Annotated in this window: 20 protein-coding genes; 6 read left to right on the top strand and 14 right to left on the bottom strand. The window is 71.2% G+C overall.

Annotated elements, in window-relative coordinates:
- The first annotated feature begins 274 nt into the window (after window positions 1-274).
- Together PINTE_RS10345 and PINTE_RS10340 are read left to right on the top strand one after the other, a co-directional pair.
- Window positions 275-1318: a magnesium transporter CorA family protein gene (locus PINTE_RS10345; RefSeq protein ID WP_068429788.1), complete on the top strand. Its 1044-nt coding sequence runs from the start codon at window positions 275-277 to the stop codon at window positions 1316-1318.
- Window positions 1315-2097, top strand: coding sequence for a hypothetical protein (locus PINTE_RS10340; RefSeq protein WP_068429783.1), 783 nt, complete (start codon window positions 1315-1317; stop codon window positions 2095-2097). Before PINTE_RS10345 ends, PINTE_RS10340 begins: the two co-directional genes overlap by 4 nt.
- A 154-nt stretch (window positions 2098-2251) precedes the next feature.
- Here PINTE_RS10340 and PINTE_RS10335 read toward each other — a convergent pair whose 3' ends face one another.
- The 11 genes from PINTE_RS10335 to PINTE_RS24315 all read right to left on the bottom strand — a co-directional run bounded on the left by PINTE_RS10335 (window position 2252) and on the right by PINTE_RS24315 (window position 11606).
- The gene (locus PINTE_RS10335; protein WP_068429780.1) at window positions 2252-3067 is read right to left on the bottom strand and encodes a carbohydrate ABC transporter permease; all 816 of its coding nucleotides are present in this window, start codon (window positions 3065-3067) and stop codon (window positions 2252-2254) included.
- A gap of 1 nt (window position 3068) precedes the next feature.
- Window positions 3069-4022, bottom strand: a complete 954-nt coding sequence (locus tag PINTE_RS10330; RefSeq protein ID WP_068429774.1) for a carbohydrate ABC transporter permease — start codon at window positions 4020-4022, stop codon at window positions 3069-3071.
- A gap of 2 nt (window positions 4023-4024) precedes the next feature.
- The gene (locus PINTE_RS10325; RefSeq protein ID WP_068429770.1) at window positions 4025-5353 is read right to left on the bottom strand and encodes an ABC transporter substrate-binding protein; all 1329 of its coding nucleotides are present in this window, start codon (window positions 5351-5353) and stop codon (window positions 4025-4027) included.
- Window positions 5354-5505: 152 nt separating this feature from the next.
- Window positions 5506-5973 carry an RrF2 family transcriptional regulator gene (locus PINTE_RS10320; protein ID WP_068429767.1) on the bottom strand — a complete coding sequence of 156 codons (468 nt, stop codon included), beginning with the start codon at window positions 5971-5973 and terminating at the stop codon, window positions 5506-5508.
- Window positions 5974-6205: 232 nt separating this feature from the next.
- Window positions 6206-6691 carry a VOC family protein gene (locus PINTE_RS10315; RefSeq protein ID WP_068429763.1) on the bottom strand — a complete coding sequence of 162 codons (486 nt, stop codon included), beginning with the start codon at window positions 6689-6691 and terminating at the stop codon, window positions 6206-6208.
- A gap of 46 nt (window positions 6692-6737) precedes the next feature.
- The gene (locus tag PINTE_RS10310) at window positions 6738-7382 is read right to left on the bottom strand and encodes a dihydrofolate reductase family protein (protein WP_068429759.1); all 645 of its coding nucleotides are present in this window, start codon (window positions 7380-7382) and stop codon (window positions 6738-6740) included.
- Between the two features lie 156 nt (window positions 7383-7538).
- Entirely contained in the window at window positions 7539-7955 is a 417-nt protein-coding gene (gene hepT / locus PINTE_RS10305; RefSeq protein WP_068429755.1) for a type VII toxin-antitoxin system HepT family RNase toxin, read from the bottom strand.
- Window positions 7952-8371: a hypothetical protein gene (locus PINTE_RS10300; protein ID WP_157087172.1), complete on the bottom strand. Its 420-nt coding sequence runs from the start codon at window positions 8369-8371 to the stop codon at window positions 7952-7954. The genes hepT and PINTE_RS10300 overlap by 4 nt, the downstream gene beginning before the upstream one ends.
- Before the next feature lie 221 nt (window positions 8372-8592).
- The gene (locus PINTE_RS10295) at window positions 8593-10011 is read right to left on the bottom strand and encodes a sugar porter family MFS transporter (protein WP_068429749.1); all 1419 of its coding nucleotides are present in this window, start codon (window positions 10009-10011) and stop codon (window positions 8593-8595) included.
- 4 nt (window positions 10012-10015) lie between these two features.
- Entirely contained in the window at window positions 10016-10609 is a 594-nt protein-coding gene (locus PINTE_RS10290) for a sugar phosphate isomerase/epimerase family protein (RefSeq protein ID WP_245642895.1), read from the bottom strand.
- An 88-nt stretch (window positions 10610-10697) separates the two neighbouring features.
- Window positions 10698-11606, bottom strand: coding sequence for a Gfo/Idh/MocA family protein (locus PINTE_RS24315; protein WP_157087171.1), 909 nt, complete (start codon window positions 11604-11606; stop codon window positions 10698-10700).
- Here PINTE_RS24315 and PINTE_RS21900 point away from each other — a divergent pair.
- Entirely contained in the window at window positions 11526-12074 is a 549-nt protein-coding gene (locus PINTE_RS21900) for a LacI family DNA-binding transcriptional regulator (RefSeq protein WP_306304851.1), read from the top strand. The genes PINTE_RS24315 and PINTE_RS21900 overlap by 81 nt on opposite strands.
- A 98-nt stretch (window positions 12075-12172) precedes the next feature.
- On the opposite strand, the gene PINTE_RS10275 is transcribed toward PINTE_RS21900, so the two are convergent.
- Together PINTE_RS10275 and PINTE_RS10270 are read right to left on the bottom strand one after the other, a co-directional pair.
- On the bottom strand, window positions 12173-12790 hold the full coding sequence (locus tag PINTE_RS10275; protein WP_068429738.1) for a TetR/AcrR family transcriptional regulator: 618 nt from the start codon (window positions 12788-12790) through the stop codon (window positions 12173-12175).
- Window positions 12791-12797: 7 nt separating this feature from the next.
- On the bottom strand, window positions 12798-13868 hold the full coding sequence (locus PINTE_RS10270) for a cytochrome P450 (RefSeq protein ID WP_157087170.1): 1071 nt from the start codon (window positions 13866-13868) through the stop codon (window positions 12798-12800).
- A gap of 759 nt (window positions 13869-14627) precedes the next feature.
- Between PINTE_RS10270 and PINTE_RS10265 the strand changes: the two genes are divergently transcribed.
- Window positions 14628-16046, top strand: a complete 1419-nt coding sequence (locus PINTE_RS10265) for a glycoside hydrolase family 140 protein (RefSeq protein WP_068429733.1) — start codon at window positions 14628-14630, stop codon at window positions 16044-16046.
- Between the two features lie 82 nt (window positions 16047-16128).
- On the opposite strand, the gene PINTE_RS10260 is transcribed toward PINTE_RS10265, so the two are convergent.
- Window positions 16129-16704 carry a TetR/AcrR family transcriptional regulator gene (locus tag PINTE_RS10260; protein WP_068429731.1) on the bottom strand — a complete coding sequence of 192 codons (576 nt, stop codon included), beginning with the start codon at window positions 16702-16704 and terminating at the stop codon, window positions 16129-16131.
- 171 nt (window positions 16705-16875) lie between these two features.
- Between PINTE_RS10260 and PINTE_RS10255 the strand changes: the two genes are divergently transcribed.
- A complete protein-coding gene (locus PINTE_RS10255) occupies window positions 16876-17328 on the top strand; it encodes a DUF2871 family protein (protein ID WP_068429728.1) in 453 nt (150 codons plus the stop codon).
- Window positions 17325-18995, top strand: coding sequence for an MFS transporter (locus PINTE_RS10250; RefSeq protein ID WP_068429725.1), 1671 nt, complete (start codon window positions 17325-17327; stop codon window positions 18993-18995). The genes PINTE_RS10255 and PINTE_RS10250 overlap by 4 nt, the downstream gene beginning before the upstream one ends.
- Window positions 18996-19015: the final 20 nt, after the last annotated feature.

The following is a 19015-nucleotide window of genomic DNA, read 5'->3' as shown; positions in this document are numbered from 1 at the left end:
TCAGAGGCGCGGCGCAACCGAGCCGACGAACCCGATCGCGTCGGCCTACCCCGAGCCGTCGCACTCGGCGATCGAGACGTCGACGGGTCAGAACCGGCTGTCCGGGTGCGCGGCCAGCGTGCCGCGCCTGATGACCGACTTCATGACCGAGCACCTGGCCTAACCGGGCCGGCCCTGGTCAGCCCTGGTCAGCCCCCGTCAGCCCGGAGCCGGTCCGCCCCCGTCGCGTGGGTCGCCGCCCGGTCGCTGCTCGCCGCACGCCAGACTGGGGTGCGTGAGTCTGACGTGCATCCGACACATCCGTGTGTGGCGCGACGGGGAGCCCGTGTCGCGGGAGATTCCGCACGACGGCCTCATCGAGGAGATCAAGGACCCGGCGACGCTCGTCTGGGTCGACCTCGTCGACCCGACTCCGGCCGACCTGCGCCGTCTCGGCAGCGAGCTCGGCCTGTCGCACGGGGCGATCGAAGACGCGACGGCGCCGCTGGAGCGGCCGAAGGTCGTGCGGCACGCGCAGCACCTGTTCTTCCAGACGTACGCGACGACGCTCGATCTGCCGACCGCCGACAGCCCCGACGGCATGGTGGAGGCCGACAAGGTCGTCGCGCGCGAGGGACATGACGGCCGGTTGCGCACCAGCCGCATCTCCGGGTTCGTGCTGCCGCAGGCCGTCGTCACCGTGCGCCTCGGTGAGGACTTCGACATCGACGAGGTGATGCGCCGCTGGTCGGAGGACTACGACCTCGTCACCCACGGCGCGGGCGCGTTGATGCACGGCCTGCTCGACACGATCGTCGACGGCCACTTCGACACGATCCAGCGGCTCGACGACGCGATCGAGGCGCTCGAGGACGTGCTGTTCGACGAGGTCTCGACGGGGCGCGAGTTCGCCCAGGCGGTGTACGGGCTGCGCAAGGACCTCGTGCAGCTGCGCCGGGTCGTGCTGCCGATGCGGGAGGTCGTCAACGGGCTGCTGCGGCACCGGCCCACCGGGGTCGCCGAGCTCGACCTGGCCTACGAGGACCTTTACGACCACGTGCTGCGGGCCGCGGAGTGGACCGAGTCGCTGCGCGACATGGTGACCAGCGTCTTCGAGACCAACCTGTCGCTGCAGGACGCGAGGCTCAACGTCGTCATGAAGAAGCTCGCCGGTTGGGCCGCGATCATCGCGGTGCCGACGGCGATCACCGGCTGGTTCGGGCAGAACGTGCCGTACCCCGGGTTCAGCGAGGTCTCCGGGTACTGGCTGAGCGTCGTGCTCATCGTCGTGCTGTCGGTGGGTCTGTACGCCGTGTTCAAGCGACGAGACTGGCTGTGATCGGGCCCGATACCGACGACCTCACCGCCCGCCCGTGGGAGTACCCCGGCCGGGCGCCGGCGACCAGCGGCCTGCTGCTCGGCGGGTCGTTCCTGCCGCTGACGCCGCCGCCCGACGGTGACTGGGGCGCCGCGAGGGTGCCGGGAGTCGGCACGCTCGACCAGGCGTTTCTGCTGGCCGGGGGCCCGCCGATCGCGCAGCGCACGCTGGTGCTCGCCGTCGGCTCGAACGCCTCCCCCGCGGTGATGCGCCGCAAGTTCGCGGTGCTCGGCGTCGACGCGGTCGTGCCGTTCGTGTCGGCCCGGGTCGAGGGGCTGACGATCGGGCACAGCGCGCACGTCAGCCGCACCGGGTTCGTCGCCGCCACCGGTTTTCGGGAGCCGGGCGCGGTCACCGACACCTTCGCCTCCTGGCTCGACGCCGAGCAGCTCGCGTGCCTCGACGCCACCGAGCCGAACTACACCCCGCTCGACCTGCCCGCCGCCGAGCTGCCGGTGCACCTGCACGGAGGCCGGGTCGCCGGCTCCGTGCGGGTGTACGACTCGCACTGGGGCGCCCTCGGGCCGCCGGGGTTCGGCGCGCGCCTGCTGGCCGCGCAGGACGTGCTGTACGCCTGGCTGGCGAGCGAGTGCGAGCCGTGGCGGGCGCTCGTCGCCCCGGAGCCCGACGTGCGCGCGACGATGCGCCGCCTCGCCGGCGACACCGCCCTGCTGGCGGCGGTGCGCGACGCCTGGGCCGAGCAGGGCTGGGCGCACGCGACCGGGCTGGCTCCCCGCTGAGCCACGCGACCGGGCTGGCTCCGCGCTGAAGCCGCTGAGGCGCGTGACCGGGTTGGCTCCCCGCTGAGGCGCGCGACCGGGCTGGCTCCCCGCTGAAGCCGAGGCGCGCGACCGGGCTGGCTCCCCGCTGAAGCCGCTGAGGCGCTCGACCGCCTCAGCCCTTGACTGCGCCGGCCGTCATGCCGGCGACGAAGTAGCGCTGCAGGAAGACGTAGGCGAGCACGATCGGGGCGGAGGCGACGACGACGCCGGCGAAGAGCAGCGGGTAGTCGATGAGGAACTCGCCCTGGAACGACAGCAGCGCGACGGGGATCGTGCGCTTGGCCGGGTCGTGGATGAACAGCAGCGGGTACAGCAGGTCGTTCCAGTGGATGACGAACAGGAAGATCGCCGTCGCCGACAACGAGGGGGCCGCGACCGGCAGGGCGATCGAGCGGTACGTGCGCCACGGACCGGCTCCGTCGATCGCGGCGGCCTCGAACAGCTCGGCGGGCAGGGTGCGCAGAAAGCCGGTCATGATGAACACCGCGATCGGCAGCGTGACGACGATGTTGATGAGCACGAGCCCGACGAGGGAGTCGGTCAGCCCGAACGTCTCGAACTGCACGTACTGCGGGATCATGTTCGCCTGCGCCGGCACCGCCATGCCGAGCACGAACAGGGCGAACAGCCACGCGCTGCGCCGCCCCGGCAGCCGGGCGATGCCGAAGGCGGCCAGGCTCGCGAGGAACAGCGTCAGCGGCACCGAGATGCCGGTGACGACGACGCTGTTGCGGAACGCGACGCCCAGCCCCGACTCCCCGAGGATCGTCGAGTAGTTGCCGAGCTGCGGGTCGGTCGGCGGCGCGAACGGGGCACCGAACAGCTCCTGGTTGGTCTTCAGGCTCCCGAAGACGACGACGAGCAGCGGCACGAGGATGATCACGGTGTAGACCGCGAGCACCGCGCGGCGGGTCAGGTTGTACGCCATCTCACGCCTCCGGGTTCGTCGCCGCGATCGCCCGGCGCTGCAGCCACGTGATGAGGGCGATGAGCGCCATGAAGATCAGCGACTGCGCCGCCGCGTACCCGAACCGGAAGTTCGCGAACTCGGCGTAGATGCGGGTGGACAGGATGTCGAGCGAGGCCCGGGGCGGGTTGCCGCCGAGGCCGAGGATGAGGTCGAATGCCTTGAACGACTGGATCGTCGTGTACGCCATGACCATCGCCGTCGCCGGCGCCACGAGCGGCACCGTGATGTAGCGGAACTGCTGCCAGCGCCCGGCCCCGTCGATGTCGGCGGCCTCGTACAGCTCGGTGGGGATCTGCTGCAGGCCCGCGATGTAGATGATCATCATCTGCCCGGCGTGAAACCACACCTGGGTCAGCGCGACCCAGTAGATCGCCTGCTGGTCGTTGCCGAGGTAGGAGCCCCGCCAGGCGTCCAACCCGATGGCCCCGAGCGCGGTGTTGAGGATGCCGAAGTTCGGGTCGTAGACGAACCGCCAGATGAAGGCGACCGACACGCTCGACAGGATCGTCGGGAAGAAGAACAGCGAGCGCAGCGCGACGCTGCCGCGGGTGTTGACCACGAGATAGACGGCGAGGGCCAGCGAGAGGATCGTCTGCGCCACGACGACGACGAGCATGAACGTCACGTTGTTGACCAGGGCGTTGCGAAACAGCGTGTCGGCGGTCGTGATCGTCACGAAGTTCTCCAGGCCCACGAAGTACGCCACGGGGCTGAAACCGTCCCAGTCGGTGACCGAGTAGACAACGCCCTGCACGGTCGGGATGACGAAGAACGCGATGTACAACGCGAGCGCCGGCACCGGGAACAGCCACAGGGCCGGGTGCGGCGCCATCGGGTTGCGCCGCTTGGTCGGGGAGCCGGTGTCGCGGCTCGTGCGGGTGGGCTTGGTGAGCGTCGTGGGCGTCGTGGCCATCGTCAGCCTCCCCGCTTCTGGTCGACGACGGTCTGCGCCTGCTGGGCGGCCTGCTCCACCGGGGTGCCCCCGACGACCGCGACGCACGCGCCCTCGACGGCGTTGCGCACGTCGAGGTTGTCGAACTGGAAACGCGGAGCCAGCAGCGTGCGCTTCTCGATCCACGGCGCCGTGTGCGCGAGGTCGCGGTCGGTGTACTGCACGTCCTTGACCGTCACGTGCTGCGCGGTGCCGTTGGCGTAGACCGCGGCGTGCTGCGGCTGGGAGAGGAACTGGATCCACTTCAGCGAGGCGTCCTGGGCGGAGCCGGCGGTGTTGACGCCGAGGATGAACGTCGCGTTGTGGATGCCCACGTAGCGGGCCTGATCGGCGGGCACGGTGATCGGCGCGATGAGGTCGATGGGGAACCGGGCCCCGAGCTTGCGCACCGCGCCGATGTGGAAGGAGCCGGTGGCGAGCATTCCGGCCTGGCCGGAGGCGAACATCTGCTGCAGCGGCTCCGAGGAGGTGCCGGTGGAGTTGGGCTGGAAGAACGGTGTCAGCTGCTGGTATTGGCGCAGGATGCCGAGAAACCAGTCGTCGGTGACCTTGAGCCGGCCCGCCTCGATGCCCGCGAACGCGGTGTCGTCGGGCATCGCGTTCATCGCCATCGAGTTCAGCAGCTGGCCCGCGTTGCCGGCCTCGCCGCCGGGCCAGGCGATGGGGGTCAGCCCGGCGCCGCGCAGCGCCTCGCACGCGGCGAGGAACCCGTTCCAATCGGTGGGCGCCTGCGAGATGCCGGCGCGTTCGAAGGCGTCCTCGTTGTAGATCGGCATGTTGAAGACGAGCTGGTAAGGCAGGCCGAGCTGGGCCCGCGTGTCGTCCTGGCCGGGCTTGAGCATCTCGGCGACGTAGTCGTCGACGAACGGCTGCGCGCCGAGGCCGGCGAAGATGCCGGCCTGGCTCATCGTCGTGAACTGGGCACCGCGGAAGGCGGTGAACGCGGTGCCGATCGTGCCGCCGCGGATGCGTTGCAGCGCGGTGCTCTGGTAGTCGTTCGACGGCGAGATGTCTTGGGTGACGGTGGCGTTCGGGTTCTCTTTGACGAAGGCGGCGATGAGTTGGTCGAAGACGCCGCTGTCTTCGGCGCGCCAGTGCGCGAAGCTGACCGCCCCGGCCGCGGGGGCGCCGTCGGCGGCGGGCAGCAGGCTGACGCCCCCGACTTCTTCGCCGGATCCGGATCCGCGGGTCCTGTTCTGGGGGCCGACGCACCCGCTGAGGGCGGCGCCGACGCCGAGCGCGCCCGCCCCGGCCAGAAACCGACGGCGGTCGATCGGGTGGGGCGTGGACATCGAGGCCTCCTCGCGAGTGGTCGGCACCGTTGCCGAGAAACGGACCGGTGGCCGCTCGGCGTGCGCCGGGTCACCGGTCCGGTCGTGCGGATGAGAGTAGGCCGTGTGCCGCTATCCCGCGAGCCGGCGTAGCCGCTGCAGTGGACGCCGAGTCAGCGGTTCTCCCACGCGTCGTCCTGGTTGGCGAGCTCGACGACGTGGGCGGGCAGCTCCCCGGACAGCACGTCGGCGATCGTCGTGCGGTCGAGCACCTGGCGCAGGCTGGCGCGCACGGCCACCCACACCGTCGACAGGTGGGTGGCCGACGCGGAGTAGGAGGTGTGTTGCGGGCGGCGACCCCGCACCTGGGCGAGTGGTCCGTCGACCGCTCGCACGATCGAGCCGAGGTGGATCTCCTCGGGCGGCAGGGCCAGGACGTACCCGCCGCGGGAGCCGCGGGTGCTCGACACGATCCCGGCCCGGCGCAGGTCGCGCAGGATCGATTCGAGGAACTTGCGCGGGATGTCGGCCCGCTCGGCGATCGCGTCGGCGGGCACGGTGCGGTCGGGTTCCTCCGCCGTGGCGTGCGCCAGTGTCAGCACCGCCTCGATCGCGTAGTCCGCGCGCGCCGTGATGTTCACGCCGCCATTGTCACCCGCGACGAGGCCGTCGGCCCGGCGCGTCGCCGCGAACGAAGAACCACAACTGCATCCGCAAGCTCCCCGCGGTCACCCGTGACCTGGTGTTTCGTGGCCGGCGGCCCGATCGGGATCGTCGAAACGGTTGTTTCCTCGGGCGCACCCCGCCCGTTACCCCGCCAGATGCGACGCCGGCCCGGCCGCGCGGGGCGGCCGGGCCGGGCGAGGAAGCAGGTCAGGCCTGCGAGGCCGCCTCCTCCAGCGGGGCGATGTCGAGCTTGGTCATCGTGAGCATTTTTGCGACGACGCGCTCGCGAACACCCTCGTCGGCCGAGGTCATGAGGTCGATGAACTGGCGCGGGATGATCTGCCACGACAGACCGAACCTGTCGGTGAGCCAGCCGCACTGCACCTCCGAGCCGCCGTCGGCCAGGAGCGCCGACCAGATGCGGTCGAGCTCGTCCTGGCCGTCGACGTAGAGCTGGATCGACGCGGCGCTGGTGTGCGGAAACTGCGGGCCGCCGTTGAGGGCGACGAAGTGCTGCGTGCCGAGGCGGAAGTACACCTCCAGCGGCACGCCGTCGGCCCGCCCCGGCGTGTTCGAGGTCGGCTCGGTGACGTGGGTGATCTGCGAGTCGGGCACGACGCTGGTGTACAGCTGCGCCGCCTCAAGGCCGTTCATGTCGAACCAGAAGCACGTGCTGATCTGCGGGTGGTCCATGGGGCTCTCCTGTCAGGCTTGTATTACCGGAATGTGACAACTCGGGCTACTCGACGACCGTGTCCTTGCCGTCGACGACCTCGTGGGTGGCGCTGCGGAAGGGGATGGGGCGCAGGCTCATCGCGATGGCGCCGAGCGTCGTTGTGCGCACGTCGCAGACCTCGAACGACGACGCCGGTGTCGTGTCGCCGAAGAGCCGCTTGCCGGGGCCGACGACCGTGGGGAACTGGATGATGCGGTACTCGTCGACAAGGCCCGCCTGGGTGAGTGTCTGGATGAGTTGCCAGGAGCCGTGCACCTGCAGCTCACCGTCTCCGGAGGACTTCAATGCCCGCACGCGGTCGACGACGTCGTCACCGAACACGGAGACGGTGTTCTGCCACGGCGCACCCTGCCGCGTCATCGTGCGGGAGACGACGTGCTTGGGGGCGTTGTTCAGCACGGTCGCGACGGCGTTGTCGGCGTCGGTGACCAGCGGCCAGTAGCTCGCCATGACGTCGTAGGTCGTGCGCCCGTAGAGCAGCTGCGTGGTCTTGGCGAACCAGCCGTCGACGACCTCGCCGAAGACCTCGTCGGCCCAGGGCGCCATCCAGCCGCCGTAGCCGAAGTCGCCGTCGCGGTCCTCGTCCGGACCGCCGGGGGCCTGCATGACGCCGTCGGCGGTGATGAAGGTGTGGGTGGTGAGCAGCATCGTCATCCTTTCGCAGCCGCGCGCCGCGGCAAGGTCGGTCAGGTCGTGTGTCGATACTGACCTACCCGCGCCCCCGGACTCATCGCTCGCCCCGCCACGCGCCCTCCCGACGACCGTGAAAGCTACGTGCGCTCGACGAGCGTGGGCCGATGCGACCTACAGTCGTGACGCAATCACACGCACGTATTCGCCGAAACCATCTACGGCCATGGGCACGGCGGAGGCGACGATCGTGAGATCGATTCGGACGTACTCGTGCACCAGGACGTTCCGTAACCCCGGGGAGTCCTTCAGGCGTCCGGCGAGTTCCTCGCTCAACCACCCCGCCTCGACCATCTCCTCGAAGCTCTCTCGCAGGTCCGCCGGAGGACGCGTGAGTTCCCGGGAGACCACATGCAGGTTGATTTCCGTCGCAAGAGTCACCACCTGCGACAGCGCCCGCTCCACCTGGAGCCGGAGACCGAAATCGTCGGAGAGCCTTTCGGCGGTCACCGGCCCAATCCCCTCGAGGTGGCCGATGAGCTGCCGCATCGATAACAGCCTGGCGTGCAGACGATCCGTGTCGACGGTCATCGGCGAAGCATCTCCAACTGCAGTTCGCGCAGTCGCCGAGTGTCCTCATACGCCATGAACGCGCGAATCTGGCGTTCGGTCGTCACCGACTGGGCGGCCTCGAACAAGATGTCGGAGTCGAACAGCGCGGCCTTCGCGGCCACGGGCCCGGCACGGTCGAGGTCCATGACATCGAGGTGATCGCCAGGAACAACGTCCATCAGGGCGTTCACGGCAGCCAGGAAATCGCGTGCGGCGCCGTGCTCGAATCCGATCGCCACGTCGACGTCCCGGGCGGTGAGCCCCCCGGTCGGGCGCGCGGAGCTGCCGAAGTGCGTCACGATCTCGATCCGGAGTCGATGGCAGACGTCGGCCAACTGCCCCGAACCTGTCACCTCTCGAAGTCGTTTCACCTGTTCATCGACCGTGATGGGCACGTCCACCTCCCTGTTTGCTGTCCCATTGTGCACGGACGTGCGGCGGCGACCTGCCTGCCGAGCACGAGACGTGGAGATTCCGGGAGAACACATCTCTGCTCGATCGGGTTGCGCGTGACGTCGTGGTGGCAACGCGACGCCGCTCCGCCCGGGCCGAACCGGGCGAGGCGGCGTTGCACCCTCGGACCCGGAGGAGGCCGGGCCGAGCGTGGGTGAGGAGGTCAGCGGAAGTTGCCCGCCATGAACGACTCCTCGAGTTCCTCCAGCGAGCGGTCGCTGGTGTTGGGCAGCATCTTCCACAGGAACAGGACTGCGAGCGCTCCGACCAGGAAGAACAGTCCGAAGATCCCCTGCAGGCCGAAGAACTCCACGATGATCGGGAACGAGAACGTCAGGACCGCGTTCATGAGCCACATGCACAGCACTGAGATGCCCATGCCGAAGCCGCGCAGCCGCAGCGGGAACAGCTCGCTCAAGCACACCCAGACCGGCGCGTTGAGGCAGCACTGCATGAAGAACACGAAGGTCACCGACAGTCCGAGGATGACGTAGGCCCGGGCCAGGCCCTCCGGCATGACCAGCGCCGCGATCGTGATGAGCCCGTGGATCGTGGTCGTGGCGCAGAACCCGAAGATCAGCAGGCCCCGGCGCGAGACCCGGTCGATGACCCAGAACAGGCACACGACGGTTCCGGCCACCGCCAGCACGCCGTTGGCGATGTTCGCGACGATCGCGGCGTCGGCGGAGAATCCCGCCTCCCGCAGCAGCTGCGTGCCGTGGTACATGATCGAGTTGATGCCGGTGAGCTGCTGAGCCACCGCCAGGCCGATGCCGATGATGATGACCCGCCGGATCCACGGCACCGCCAGGTCGGCCCAGCCGCCGGACTGCGCTTCGGCCTCCTCGGCGGCCAGCTGCTCGACCTCCGCCATCTCGGCCTCGGCTCGGTCCTCGTTGCGCACCTGCTTGAGCACGGCGAGCGCCTCTTCGCGACGCCCGTAGGAGAGCAGCCACCGCGGCGACTCCGGCATGCGCAGCATGCCGAAGAACAGCACGATCGTCGGGATCGCACAGACCGCGAGCATGTAGCGCCACACGCCCTCGTGGTGGCCGAACAGACCGGCGATGATCGCGTTGATCGTGAACGCCAGCAGCACGCCGACCACGATCGCGAGTTCGTTGCGGCCCGCGAGCGTACCCCTCTTCTCGGTTGGAGCCAGCTCCGCCAGGTAGACCGGCACCGTCACCGAAGCGGCTCCGACCGCGAAGCCGAGGATGAACCGCGACGGCAGCATGACCGCCAGGTTGGGCGCGATGACGTTGCCGACGGTGCCGACGAAGAAGACGAGAGCCACGATGATGAGGGCCTTCTTGCGGCCCATCGCGTCGTTGAGCCGGCCGCCGATCAGGGCCCCGACTGCCGCGCCGACGAGCAGCGTGGCGGTGACCAGGCCCTCGGTGAAGACGGTCAGGCCCAGGTCCTCGCGCATCGGGTCGAGGGCGCCGTTGATAACCCCCGTGTCGTAGCCGAACAGCAGACCGCCGAACGTGGCGACGAACGCGATCGTCGCGAGCCGGCTCTGGTGCGGCCCCGGCCGCAGCGGGGGCAGCGTGATGCTCGAAGGGGATCCGTGGCTCATGAGGTCACCCCTTCGCCGGGCGTAGACCGCGCACTGCGGCCACGCCGCAGGAGCCCAGGTAGGCGCTCGTGCGCTTGGCGATCGGCAGCGGGGCATCGGGAGCGCACGGGTACAGGTCCTGCTCGACGATCGCGAAGACGTCGTTGCCGAGCTTCTCGACGGCCTCCAGCACCGAGGGCATGTCCGGGATGCCGCGCGGCGGCTCGACCATCGCGCCGGCGGTGACGGCGTCGGCGAAGCTCATGTCCTGTGCGCGCACGCGCGTCATGACGTCCGGGTCGACCTGCTTGAGGTGCAGGTAGCCGATCCGCTCCGGGTGGGCCTGGATGATCTCCAGGTTGTCGCTGCCAACGTAGGCGATGTGGCCGGTGTCCAGGCACAGGCTGACGAACCGCGGGTCGGTGGCCTCGAGCAGCCGGGTGGTGTGCTCGGCGGTGGCGACGTGCGCGTCGGCGTGTGGGTGGAACTGCAGCGCCAGGTCGTACTCCTCGCGCAGCGCCCGGCCGAGCCGGTCGATCCCGGACGTCAGGCTGTCCCACTGCTCGGTGGTGAGGGTGTCGGGCTCGAGGGCGGCGCCGGTCTGCAGGTCGCGGTACATCGCGGGCAGGGCGACGATGTGCCTTCTCGCGTCGTTGCGGGGAGGCCGGGCAGGGGCAGCCGGCTTTCCGTGTGCTGGGGGGTCGAGGTCAGGAGCCGGAGGCCGCGATGGCGGCGCCGACGATGCGCATCATCGATTCGGCGGTGGCGAAGACTGTGTCCATCGGCTTGTCGTCCCGCACGCAGCGGACGAACTCCTGCACCTCGGCGACGAAGGCCTCGCCGTAACCGGTGCCGACACCGCCTCCGGGCATAGGGGCGACGTCGACGAAGTAGGGGTGGGCGGGGCTGGTGAACACGCGGCGCGGACCGTTGGTCGCCCGGTCAGCGGCGTCGGCGGTGAAGACGTGGAACTGGCCGCCGGCGATCGAGTCGAACAGCGCGTGGCCGTTCGTGCCGTATACCTCAACGCCCAGCGAGTTCGGCATGCCGTAGGCGATCCGGTTGAGCGTCACCGTGCCGACGGCGCCGTTCTCGAACTGGGCGGTGATCACCGCGACGTCGTCGTTGGTCACCGGGCCGGTCTCGTCGGTGACGGCGGCGTGGTGACCGATGCCGCCGGCGGCCGGCTTGGGGCGCTGCGCGATGACGGTGCGCAGCTGGGCGTCGAGCACCGTCTCGATTGGGCCGGCCACGAACTGGGCGGCGTCGATCGCGTGTGCGCCGATGTCGAGCACGGCGCCACCGCCGGACAGTTCCTGGTCGTAGCGCCATGACAGGGCGCTCTGCGGGTCGGCCGCGTAGTCGGCGTAGTACCACGCACGCACGGAGTAGACCTCGCCGATCTGTCCCTCCGCGACGGCCTGGGCGATCGCCGCCAGGCCCGGCAGGCGGCGGAAGGAGAACCCGACGCCGGTCACCGCATCGCTGCCCGCGGCGAGGCGAGCCAGCTCGGCGGCCTCGGCCGGAGTCCGCCCGTGCCGGGCTTCGACTCGGTGAGCTCGGATAATGCACGAGGCGCGCGGTTGGCGACCGAGCACCTGCTCGGCCTTGGGCATCGTCGGATTGTGCACCTGGCGAACCGGCCGTCGGACGGGTACCTGGAGCGGCGCGAGGGCTTCTCGCGTACCGTCCGTGACCACGGAGTGGAGCCGTGGATCGTCGAGGTCGACTACTCGCGGGAGGCGGCGACGCGCGCGGCGAGCGAGTTGTTCGACCTCGCCGCACCGCCGACCGCGGTCCTTGCACACAACGACCAGATGGCCCTGGGGGTGCTCGATGCTCTGCATCTGCGAGGCCTGTCGGCTCCGCAGGACGTCTCCGTCGTGGGCTACGACAACACGACGCCGAGCCGAGGTCCGCGAGTGCTGCTGACCACCGTCGATCTGCATGCGCTGGACCTCGGGAGGCGGGCCGCCGAGGTGGCATTGTGGCGGTCCACGCATCCGGATGACGAGCCAGTCGTGGAGGTGTCGATCCCCTCCCTTGTCGTTCGCGCGTCGACGGGTCCCCCGCCGCGCCATTGACGACCCCGCCAACGACCCTGAGAACTGCGTGTCGTGGTGAGGACTGCGGCACGGACTGCAGTTGCGACCGTGACACGCAGTTCTCAGGGTCGTGGGGGTCAGGGACGTGGGGGACGGGTGAGGGTGAGGAGGAGGTCGGTGATGGCGACGAGGTACTGCGGGGCCCAGTGCTCGAAGTCGGGCTCGGGCACGGACAGCTGGTAGATGAGCAGGCCCTCGGTGGCGCTGAGGAGGCGATGCGCGGCGAACTCGGGGTCGGCGGCGCCGACGGCGCGGAACATCTGCGCCTGCACCTGCACGTGCCGCTCCCGCAGCGTCGCGGTGAGCCGCGACAGCTCGGGGTCGCGTGCCGAATTCAGGTACAGCTCATAGCGGGCCAGCGTCAGGGTGCGCTCGGCGACGAGCATCTGCACGGCCCGGCGCGTGAACGCCTCCCGATCGATGGAGCCGGGGTCGTCGCCGGCGAGGTCGGCCCAGAGCGAGGAGTACATCCGGGTGATCCACGCGATCTGCCGCTCGCAGACGTGCTCGAACAGCGCCCGGATCATCGCCTCGCGGGTCGAGAAGTGGTACGTCGTCACGCCGTGCGACACCCCCGCCCGCGCCTCGACGGCCCGGTGCGTCAACGCCTGGAGCCCGTGCTCGGCGACGATCTCCAACCCCGCGTCGAGCAGGGCGACCCGTCGGTCCGTGGAGGCCTTGGTCACGCGGGGCATGCCCCCATCATGCGGGTCGCGACACCACCGGGACGCTGCGGTACCCGCGCAGGATGAACGTGCGCCGCCGCCGACGCGGCCCGGCCGCCTCCAGCCGGGGCAGTCGCTCGACCAGGCGGGCGAACGCGATCTGCGCCTCCAGCCGCGCGAGCGAGGCCCCGAGGCAGTGGTGCGGCCCGAGCGCGAACGACAGGTGCGCCCGGGCGTTCGGCCGCACCACGTCGAAGCGCTCGGGGTGCTCGAACACCCGCGGGTCCCGGTTGGCGCCGCCGATCATCGTCGAGACCATGACCCCGGCCGGCAGCCGCTCACCGCAGATCTCCACATCCCGGGTCGTCACCCGGGCCACCGTCTGCACCGGCGCGTCGAAACGCAGCATCTCCTCGACCGCCCCCGGGATCAGGCCCGGATCCTCGCGCAGCAGCGCGTACTGCTCCGGGTGGTCCAGCAGCGCGGCGGTGCCGTTGCCGATGAGGTTGACCGTGGTCTCGAACCCGGCGAACAGCAGCAGCGTCGCCATCGTCACCAGCTCCCGGCGGCTCAGCCGGCTCCCGTCGGCCTCCGCCGCGACCAGGCGCGACAGGATGTCGTCGCCCGGCTCGCCGCGGCGCCGCTCGACGAGGTCGTCGAAGTACCGCTCGAGCTCGCGCAGGGCGTTCGTCGCCTGCCGTTGCCGATGGGCCGGAGACAGCGAGTCCAGGTCGGCGGCGATCGCCCCGCCCCACGACCGGAACCGCGGGATGTCGCGCTCCGGCACGCCGAGCACCGCGCAGATCGCGCGCACCGGCAGCGGCCCCGCCAGCGCGGACATGACGTCGAACTCGCGCCGGGCCATCGCCTCGTCGAGGAGTTCGTCGGTGATCGCCTCGAGCCGGCCCCGCAGGCGCTCCACCGCGGCCGGCGTGAACACCGAGCTGACGAGGCGGCGCAGCCGGGTGTGGTCGGGCCCGTCCATGCCGATCATCGAATCGGCCCCGATGGGATCGATGAGGCCGGTGCGGTCGGGCGAGCTGAACAGCCATCGGATGAACGCCGGGGTGCCCGCCGTGAACGAGTCGCGGGTCGCGTTGGCCGACACCACGCTCGGGTGCCGTAGCACCGCCGAGCACATCTCGTGGGAGGTCGTGATGACGCCGAGGTCGGCGCCACCACCCGACCCTGCTCCCGCAGCCAGTCGTATGTCGGGTACGGATCCGTGAACATCGCCGGGTCCAGCAGCCGGCCCGTGAGGTCGCCGCGCCGGCGCATGCCGGCGAGGACGCCACTGCGCACGCTGTCGCGGACGACTCCGGTGACCGCCTGGCGCACTGTGCTCACCGTCTCCATCGTGCTCATCGAGTTTCACCTCTCGGCTCGGCGGTTGGGTTCACCGCGCACTCTACAGATGTAGAAATTCGCACTTCAAGAGTTCCGACCCAGCGAGAACGGTTCCCGAGAAGCACGCGGCCGCGCGGGGCCGGAGACTGTGAGGGCGCGCCTCGCGCAGTGAGTACCCGAACGCGGCCCCGCGACGCGGCGGCCGCCGGCAACGAAGGAGTTCGCCATGGCCGATCCCGTGCCCACCCCCACCCAGCAGTGCGACTGCGAGAAGTGCGGCCCCAGCTGCGACTGCAGCACCTGCGCGTGCTCGGACTGCACCTGTCACCGCTGCCAGCACTGATCGATCCGGGACCGACGATGCCGAACGGCGCGGCTCCTGCCGATGGGTAGCTGCGGGCTACTCGCCGTGACGGCGTCGACGCTCCTGCGCGAACGCGCGTGAGGCCGGCCCGCGTGGTCGGCCTCACGCGCGCCCGACGGTCGACGGCGTGAGCGCTCGGGAAGGGAGGTGTGCACGATGGTCGGGTTTCCGGCGCGGCCGCGGCTGCTCGTCGTCACGGTGGTCTGCGCGGCTCTGATGGCGCTGACGGCCGCCTGCTCGACCGCCGTGGACGACGCCGCGCCGCCGCCGCCCCCGGACACGCAGGCGACGGACCGGGCGGACGCGCTGCCTCCCACGCAGGTGTCCACCGATCGGCGGGCGCTGGCGGACGAGAACGGAACCCGCTTCGTCTGGGTCGCCGACACCGCCTGGCTGCTCACCCAGAAGCTGACCCGCGAGGAGATCGACGAGTACCTCGAACGCCGCGCGGCCCAAGGTTTCACGGTCGTCTTGATGGTCGCGGTCGCGGGCCGCGACGGCACCTTCGCGCGGACCGCCAACGCCGCGGGCGACCTGCCGTTCGACGGCGACTTCGGCTCGCTCCCCGCCTCCGCGGGCGACTCCAGGGGCTACTGGGCGCACGTCGACTACGCGGTGCGCGCGGCGCAGCAGCGCGGGCTGACGGTGGCGCTGCTGCCGGCGTGGTCGCAGGCGCACGCCGGGGTCACGCTGCGGGCCGAACACGGCCGGGCCTACGGGCGGTTCCTCGCCCAGCGGCTGCGCGACAAGCAGGCGAAGCCGGTCGTCTGGGTCATGGGCGGGGACGACACCGAACCGCACACTGATGTGTGGCGTGAGGTGCTCGCCGGCATCCGCGAGACCGGCGACCGCGGCCTGGTCAGCTATCACCCGGCCGGGTGGTCCAGCTCGCTCGGGCGCCTCGAGGGCGCCGACTTCGTCATGACCCAGAGTTCGCACTGCACCGGGGTGCAGGACGGGTATCCGACCCTGGTGGAGTCGACGATCGCGCAGGCCGGGCAGCTGCCGGTCATCGACGCCGAGCCGCTGTACGAGGAGCACCCGTGGTGCTGGGAGCCCTCCCGCGGCTACTCCACGACCGCGCAGGTGCGCGCCCAGCTGTGGTGGTCGGTGTTCGCCGGCGGCTTCGGCGCGACCTACGGCCACCACTCGGTGTGGCAGTTCTACGACGGCCACGACGGCATCAACGCGCCGCGGCCGACGTGGCGCGAGGCGCTCGACGCGCCGGTCGCCCAGCAGGTGCGGCACCTGCGCACGTTCCTGGCCGGGCAGTCCGACGACCCGCTGCGCCCAGACGCGGCCCTCGTGCGCGGTCAGGGCGACGGGTGGTCGCGGGCCCTGGCGATGCGCTCGGAGTCGGGTCGGCGGGTGGTCGTGTACGTGCCCCGCCCCACGAGTGTCGGCGTCGACCCGGCGCGGCTGGCCGGCGACCGGTTCGCGGTGTCGTGGTTCAGCCCGCGCACGGGCGAGACCGTCTCGGGGGACCAGGTGGGCCCGGACGGGCTCGCCGGGCTGGCGCCGCCGACGTCCGGTGCCGAGGACGACTGGGTGCTCGACGTGCGCTCGGCCGACTGACGGTTGCGCCGAGCGCTCGCGGTCGCGGCTGCAACCGCCAGCCCCGGCGCCGAGCGCGACGCCGAGGCGAAGCGAGTCGGCGTCAGCCCCGCTCGTCGAGGAGCCGGTCCACGGCGCCGGCGGTGAACCGGCTCACCCGCTCGAGGGGTTCGCCCGCGTCGAGGGCGCCCAGCCCGGCGGTCAGCAGCCCCTGGATCGCGCCGTACAGCAGATCGGCGTCGGCGACGCCGAGGTCGGCGAGGGCCTGCCGCAGGAGGTCGCCGACCTGCGCGTGCTGCGCCCCGATGCGGGCGCGCGCCGCGTCGGACAGGGAGGCGCTGGAGAGCGCGACCCGCCACGAGTGCCGCTCGCCGACGGCCTCGGCGAGGTTGGCGCGCACGTACGCCAGCACCCGTTCGCGAGGGCCGGTGGCCGCGGCCACGGCCTGCGACACCGTCTCCGACCAGCGGGGCAGGTGTCGGGCGGCGACGCCCTCGATGAGCTCGTCGCCGGAGTGCACGTACTTGTAGACGCCGTTGCGCGACAGGCCGACCCGGTCGGCGACCTGCGCGATCGTCAGGGAGCCCGTCTCCAGGAGGAGGTCTTCGGCGGCGTCGAGCAGGGCGGCCTCCATCGCCGCACGGTGTTCCCGCACGGTCTGGGCGCTGATGCGCGGCATGCGACCTCCTGGCTCGGGGTTCGTCGTCGATTCTGCGCGCTGCCGCGGGCCTGGCGGGGTTCCGGGGCCGGACGGGCGTGCCGACCACCTTGGGGACACCGTGTCGCCAAGTGAGGTAGAGTGCCGGTTAGGGACACATTGTCCCCAACGAACTCGATCCGAGGAGGACCCATGCTCAACCCGCTGTTCCGCTCCGCCGTCGCCTGGACCGCCGTCGGCCTCGTCGGCGGCCTGGCCTACCGCGAGATCACCAAGCTCGCTGGTTTCACCGGCTTCACCCAACTGGGGCTGGTGCACACGCACTCCCTGGCCCTCGGGACTACGGTGTTCCTCGTGGTGCTTGCCCTGGGGGCCGCGCTCCGGCTCCAGAAACGCCGGCTCCTGCGCTGGTTTCTCATCGTCTGGAACGCCGGTCTCGCCCTCACCGTCGCGATGCTCGCCGTCAAGGGCACGCTGCAGGTGCGCGGCGACGCCCTCGCCGACTCGGCCGCGATCGCCGGGGTGTCCGGGTTGGGGCACATGACGCTGGCCGCCGGTTTCGTGCTCCTGCTGCTGCTCGTGCGCGCCGGTCTGCGTGACCGCGAGGCCCTCGAACCGGCTCTGCCCCAAGGCAGCCCCCGATGACCGAGCGCGGTTCCGTCGCCACCGCCGCGCCGGAGGCCCCCACCGACCGCCGCCGCTGGATCGGGCTGGGCTTCCTCGCGGCCGGGCTGTCGATGATCGTGCTCGACGGCACGATCGTCGGGGTCGCGCTGCCGGCGATCATCACCGACCTCGGGCTCGACCTCACCGACGCGCAGTGGGTCAACGCCATCTACGCGGTCGTGTTCGCCGCCCTGCTGCTCTCGTTCGGCCGGCTCGGCGACCGCCGCGGCCGCCGCACCGTGTTCATCGGCGGCGTCGTCATCTTCGTGCTCGCCAGCGTCACCGCCGCCACGGCCCACAGTGCCGGCGCCCTCATCGCCTCCCGCGCGCTGCAGGGCATCGGCGGTGCGATGGTGCTGCCGGCCAGCCTGTCCACCGTCAACGCCACGTTCCGCGGGCGTGACCGGGCCGCCGCGTTCGGGGTGTGGGGTGTGGTCATGGCCGGCATGGCCGCGATCGGCCCGCTGCTCGGCGGCTGGCTGACGACGAGCTTCGACTGGCGCTGGATCTTCCTCGTCGACGTGCCGATCGGCCTCGTCGTCGGGCTCGGCGCATTGCGCTATGTCGATGACACAAGCTCCGACGAGCCCGCCGGTCCCGGCGTCGACGTCGACGGGCTGCTCACGTCCGCACTGGGTTTCGGCCTGCTCGTGTTCGGCCTCATCGAGGGCAGCAGCATCGGCTGGGGGCGCCCGATCGCGGCGCTCGAGATCGGGCCGTGGACGTGGTCGGCCCAGGCCCCCGTCTCCGCGGCGCCGGTGGCGATCGCGCTCGGGGTCGTCTTCCTCGCGCTGTTCGTGCTCGGGGAACGCCGCCGCGGCAACACCGGTCGCTCGGCCATCTTCGACCTGAAACTCTTTGCGATCCCGACGTTCTCGTGGGGCAACCTGACCGCGATGACCGTGGCCGTCGGCGAGTTCGCGCTGCTGTTCGTGCTGCCGCTCTACCTCGTCAACGTGCTCGGTCTGAGCATCCTGGGAGCCGGTGTCGTGCTCGCCGTCATGGCCGCCGGGGCGTTCTTCTCCGGGGCGATGGCCCGCCACCTCGCGGTGCGGCTGCGCCCGCAGGGCGTCGTCGTGCTCGGCCTGTCGCTGGAGTTCGCGGGCGTCGCGGCGCTCGCGCTGGTCATCGGCCCGGCGACGAGCCCGGTGCTCATCGCCGCCTGCCTCGGCGTGTACGGGCTCGGGCTGGGGTTGGCCTCCGCGCAGCTCACCTCGCTCGTGCTCGCCGACGTGCCGACCCGCCGCTCCGGCACCGGCTCGGCGACCCAGAGCACCGTGCGCCAGGTCGGCAGCGCCCTGGGCAGCGCGATCGGAGGCAGCGTGCTCGCCGTGCGCCTCGGCACCGACCTCGTGGCCCGGCTCGACGAGGTCGGCCTGCCCGCTCAATTGGCGCACCAGCTCGTGCGGGCCACCGCCGACTCCGCCGGCGGCGCCCTGTCCGGCCTGCGCGAACAGGGCGTGCACGGCCCGCTCGGGGCGCTGACTCCGCAGGTCGTCGACGCCCTGGCGGCCGGCTTCGCCGACGCCGCCGGCGGGGCGGTCGCCGCCGCGGGAGCGTTCCTGCTGCTCGGGCTCGTGGGTGCGTTGCAGGTCAGCCGCACCCTGCGCCACCACCCCCGCCACGAGGCCCCGCGCCCCGCGTGACGCCGGGCGACAGCTTCCCC

The organism is Piscicoccus intestinalis NBRC 104926, assembly GCF_001515525.1.
GTDB classification, from domain to species: domain Bacteria; phylum Actinomycetota; class Actinomycetes; order Actinomycetales; family Dermatophilaceae; genus Kineosphaera; species Kineosphaera intestinalis.
This window is presented reverse-complemented; position numbering and strand designations above follow the sequence as displayed.